This window comes from Streptomyces sp. NRRL B-24572 (assembly GCF_002156145.1).
Lineage (GTDB): Bacteria > Actinomycetota > Actinomycetes > Streptomycetales > Streptomycetaceae > Streptomyces > Streptomyces vietnamensis.
This window is the reverse complement of record NZ_MWIG01000402.1, coordinates 1-4898: the sequence shown is the minus strand read 5'-3', so window position 1 is coordinate 4898 and position 4898 is coordinate 1. Positions and strand designations below refer to the sequence as shown.

General features: G+C 71.8%; 3 protein-coding genes and 1 pseudogene. All 4 read left to right on the top strand.

The window, feature by feature from the left end; all coding sequences use genetic code 11:
* Nucleotides 1-204 (top strand): annotated as a pseudogene (locus CCN56_RS23425) (TetR/AcrR family transcriptional regulator); the annotation flags it as partial.
* A 75-nt stretch (nt 205-279) separates the two neighbouring features.
* Nucleotides 280-2478, top strand: a complete 2199-nt coding sequence (locus CCN56_RS23420; RefSeq protein ID WP_086829713.1) for a molybdopterin-dependent oxidoreductase — start codon at nt 280-282, stop codon at nt 2476-2478.
* Between the two features lie 148 nt (nt 2479-2626).
* Entirely contained in the window at nt 2627-4024 is a 1398-nt protein-coding gene (locus tag CCN56_RS23415; RefSeq protein ID WP_086829715.1) for a CitMHS family transporter, read from the top strand.
* A gap of 166 nt (nt 4025-4190) precedes the next feature.
* A partial coding sequence (locus tag CCN56_RS43360) for a hypothetical protein (RefSeq protein ID WP_086829711.1) occupies nt 4191-4898 on the top strand: 708 nt, incomplete at its 3' end.

Below are 4898 nucleotides of genomic sequence, written 5' to 3'. Positions count from 1 at the left end.
GACGAGGACCTTCCGGTGCAGCTCCTCGCCACCCATCTGGGCCGTGCCGCCGACGAGGAGCTGCACCGGAAGGTCCTCGTCGGCGTCGAGACCGCCGACGCCCTGGTCCGGCTCGCCTTCCGCGCGGACCCCGCCGGGGACCCGGCCCTCGTCGCTGAGACGCGGTGCCTGCTCCACGCCTACCTGGCGCCCTCGCTCTCGTGACCTTCCGCAGGCCCCTCCCGCCCGTGCCTACCGGTCGGTAGGCTCGGCGTCACCCGACGCACCCAGGGAGACGCCATGCCCACCGCCCTGCGCATCTGCCCCCTCTGCGAAGCGACCTGCGGACTGACCCTGACGCTCGACGGGAGTCGCGTCACCGGGGCGCGCGGCGACCGCGACGACGTCTTCAGCCAGGGGTTCATCTGCCCCAAAGGGGCCTCCTTCCCCGAGATCGACGCCGACCCCGACCGGCTCCGCACTCCCATGGTCCGCAAGGACGGCAGGCTCCAGGAGGCCACCTGGGCCGAGGCGTTCGACACGATCGCCGCCCGAATCCGGCCGCTCGTCGAGGAATACGGGCCGGACTCCGTGGGTATCGTCCTGGGCAACCCCAATGTGCACACGATCGCCGGCGCCCTCTACCCGCCCCTGCTGATCGGCGCGTTGCGCACCAGGAACCTCTTCACCGCGTCCACGCTCGACCAGATGCCCAAGCACGTCTCCAGCGGCCTGCTCTTCGGGGACCCCTTCGCCGTCCCCGTGCCGGACCTGGACCGCACCGACCACCTGCTGATCCTCGGAGCCAACCCGCTGGACTCCAACGGCAGCCTCTGCACCGCCCCCGACTTCCCCGGCAGGCTCAAGGCGCTGCGCCGGCGCGGCGGCACCCTCACCGTCGTCGACCCCCGGCGCACCCGCACCGCCCGCCTCGCCGACCGGCACGTCGCGATCCGCCCCGGCGCCGACGCGCTGCTCCTCGCCGCCCTCGTCCACACCCTCTTCGACGAGGAGCTCACCGGCCTCGGCCCGCTCGCCGCCCATGTGGAGGGCGTCGAGGAGGTACGGGCCGCGGTGCGGGAGTTCAGCCCCGAGGCGGTCGCCGCCGCCTGCGACGTGGACGCGGACACCCTCCGCACCCTCGCCCGGGAGCTCGCCGCCGCGCCCACCGCCGCCGTCTACGGGCGGATGGGCAGCTCCACCGTGGCGTACGGCAGCCTCGCCAACTGGCTCGTCGACGTCCTCAACGTCCTCACCGGCAACCTCGACCGGCCCGGCGGCGCGCTCTTCCCGCTCTCCGCCACCGCGCCCGCCCCGCGCCCCGCCGGACCCGGCAGGGGCTTCGCCCTCGGCCGCCGGCACAGCAGGGTCTCGCACCACCCCGAGGTCAAGGGCGAGTTGCCGCTCGTCGCCCTCGCCGAGGAGATCGAGACGCCGGGGGAGGGCCGCATCCGCGCCCTGATCACCATCGCGGCCAACCCCGTCCTCTCCGCGCCCGACGGGGAGCGCCTCGACGCGGCCCTCGACACCCTCGACCTGATGGTCGCCGTCGACCCGTACCTCAACGAGACCACCCGCCACGCCGACGTCCTGCTGCCCCCGCCGCCGCCCTCCCGGAGCGCCCACTTCGACTTCGCCTTCAACGGCTTCGCCGTCCGCGACCAGGCCCGCTACACCCCGGCGGCCGTCCCCCTCGAAGCGGACCGCATGGACGAGTGCGAGATCCACGCCCGGCTGATCCTGGCCGTGTCGGGGATGCACGGGGCCCCGCCGTCCGCCGTCGACGACCTCGCCATCGACACGACCCTCGCCAAGGCCGTGACGCAGGAGCACTCGCCGGCGTACGGGACGGACCCCAAGGAGTTCGCCGCCCGGCTCACCGGGGCCACCGGGGCCGAACGGCGACTCGACCTGATGCTGCGGCTCGGCCCGTACGGTCTCACCCTCGACGAGCTGAAGGCGCACCCGCACGGCATCGACCTCGGGCCCCTGAAGCCGCGCCTGCCGGGACTCCTCAAGACCCGCAGCGGACGGATCGAACTGTTCCCGGAGCCCCTCGCCGCCGACCTGCCCCGGCTGCGCGCCGCCCTCGACGCCGTACCGGAGCCGGGGACCCTCCAGCTGGTCGGGCGCAGGCACCTGCGGTCGAACAACAGCTGGCTGCACAACACGCCCGCCCTGGGCGGGGGGTCGAACCGCTGCACCCTCCAGGTGCACCCCGAGGACGCGGAGCGGCTCCGGCTGGTCGACGGCGGGTCGGCCAGGGTCAAGGGGGAGGGCGGTGAGCTGGAGGTGCCGGTGGAGGTCACCGACGGCGTGCGCCCGGGGGTGGTGAGCCTCCCGCACGGCTGGGGTCACGACCGGCCGGGCACTCGGCTCGCCGTCGCGTCCGCGCGCCCCGGCGTCAACGTCAACCAGCTGCTCGACGGATCCCGGATCGACCCCCTCTCCGGCACCGCCGTCCTGAACGGCTTCCCCGTGGAGGTGTCACCCCTGTAGGGCACCCTTGTCGATCACCCCCGCTGTGACCTGGGGTTTTGCTCGTATTGCTCACGCGTCAACATCTTGTTAACAGCGGAAGAGGGCACCTACCGTCATGCGCACCGCCGCTCGGCGGCAGTTCAAGGGTGAACGTGAGGTGTCCTCCATGCTGACCGTCCTCGGTTTCGCCATGATCGCGACCTTCCTGGTTCTGATCATGCTGAAAAAGATGTCGCCGATCGCGGCGCTCGTACTGATTCCCGCGCTGTTCTGCGTCGCGGTCGGGCAGGGGGCCCAGCTCGGCGACTACGTCATCGAAGGGGTCGGCAAGCTGGCGCCGACCGCCGCGATGCTGATGTTCGCGATCGTCTACTTCGGCGTCATGATCGACGTCGGCCTCTTCGACCCGATCGTCCGGGGCATCCTGCGCTTTTGCAAGGCCGACCCCGTGCGGGTCGTCGTGGGTACGGCGGTGCTCGCCGCGATCGTCTCCCTCGACGGCGACGGCTCCACGACCTTCATGATCACCGTCTCGGCGATGTATCCGCTCTACAAGCGGCTCAAGATGAGCCTGGTGGTCATGACGGGCGTCGCCGCCATGGCCAACGGCGTCATGAACACCCTGCCCTGGGGCGGTCCCACCGCCCGTGCCGCGACCGCGCTCAAGCTGGACGCCGCCGACATCTTCGTCCCGATGATTCCCGCGCTCGGTGTGGGCCTGCTCTTCGTCTTCGCCCTGGCGTACGTCCTCGGGCGCCGCGAGCGCAAGCGCATCGGCTACCTGACGCTCGACGAGGTCCTGGTCCCGGAGACCGACGCGGTGCTGGTCACGGCGGGCGGCGGCGGCACGGGCAAGGCCGGGGACCGGAAGGCGACGGGTGCCTCCGGCGCCGGTACGGCGACCGGCGGCGAGGGTGACGGGTTCCAGGGGCTCGACCCGAAGCGTGCGACGCTCCGGCCCAAGCTGTACTGGTTCAACGCCGGCCTGACGGTCGCGCTGCTCGCCGCGATGATCCTCGAACTGCTGCCGATCCCGGTGCTGTTCCTCCTCGGCGCCGCCCTCGCGCTCACCGTCAACTACCCGAAGATGGCCGAGCAGAAGGAGCGCATCGCCGCCCACGCCGACAACGTCCTCAACGTCGCCGGCATGGTCTTCGCCGCCGCCGTCTTCACCGGTGTCCTCACCGGCACGGGCATGGTCAAGCACATGGCCGACTGGCTCGTCGGCGCCATCCCCGCGGGCATGGGTCCGCACATGGCCCTGGTCACCGGCGTGCTGAGCATCCCGCTCACGTACTTCATGTCGAACGACGGCTTCTACTTCGGCATCCTGCCCGTCCTGGCGGAGGCCGGTGCGGCGCACGGAGTGTCCTCGCTGGAGATCGCGCGCGCCTCGCTGGTGGGCCAGGTCCTGCACATGTCGAGCCCGCTGGTGCCCGCCGTGTACGTGCTCGTCGGCATGGCGAAGGTGGAGTTCGGCGACCACACCAGGTTCACGGTCAAGTGGGCCGCGCTGGCCTCGCTGGTCGTGCTGGTGGCGGGGATCCTCATCGGGATCATCTGACCCGGACCGGCCCGCGCCCTGGCCACGCGTGGTGGCGGGAGTGAGCCGGACGGGTGGAAGTCGAAGGGTGGCGCGCCGGGTTGCCACCCTTCGTGTCCATGTTGTGACGGATAGTCGGATTATCGCAATAAGCGTCCGATGTGCTCACGACTGGAGGACCTCCACGATGACGACACCCCCCACCCGTACGCTGCTTCGCGCGGCACTCGCCACCCTGGCGCTCGGCGCAGTGACTGTCGCCGGCGCCCCGGCAGCCCTCGCCGCGCCCGGTGACAACGGTGACGTCAAGGTTCACCAGGCGCGCATCCCGGGCGACCCGAACACCCCGGGCACCCCCGACACCAGCGAGGCCAACAACCCCCAGGTCAGATGCCTCTTCCGCTTCTCCGCCTTCCACTTCGACGGACTGCAGAGCATCCAGTGGAACATCTACGCGCAGCCGGGCCAGCCGGGTAACCAGGACCCCTCGTTGAAGAACGGCAGCATCGCCGTCGACAGCACCGGTTACGGACACACGGACGACATCACCGGCCTGCCGTCCGGCATGTACAAGGTCCAGTGGACGTGGGTGGGCCAGAACGGCGCGGCGAAGTCGAAGGTCTTCCGGTTCGACTCCGACTGCCCGCCGGACAACGGGAACGGCGGCAACGGGAACGGCGGCAACGGCAACGGCGGCAATGGCAACGGCGGCAACGGCGGCGGTCACGGCCACGGCAGGCCCCCGCACGGCCCCGTCGGCGCGGGCGGCGAATCAGGACCAGTCCGGTCGTGCCGGCGAGGCCGGCGGCGACGGCCGCCCCGACGCCGAAGGCGGAGGAGTCCTCGGCGGCGAGCTGCGCGCTGCCGCCGCCGCCCGCGCCGACGGGGCCGTGCG

Coding starts and splice junctions, on each gene's coding strand:
- CCN56_RS23420 (WP_086829713.1), top strand. CDS start 280: ATGCCCACCGCCCTGCGCATCTGCCCCCTCTGCGAAGCGACCTGCGGA.
- CCN56_RS23415 (WP_086829715.1), top strand. CDS start 2,627: ATGCTGACCGTCCTCGGTTTCGCCATGATCGCGACCTTCCTGGTTCTG.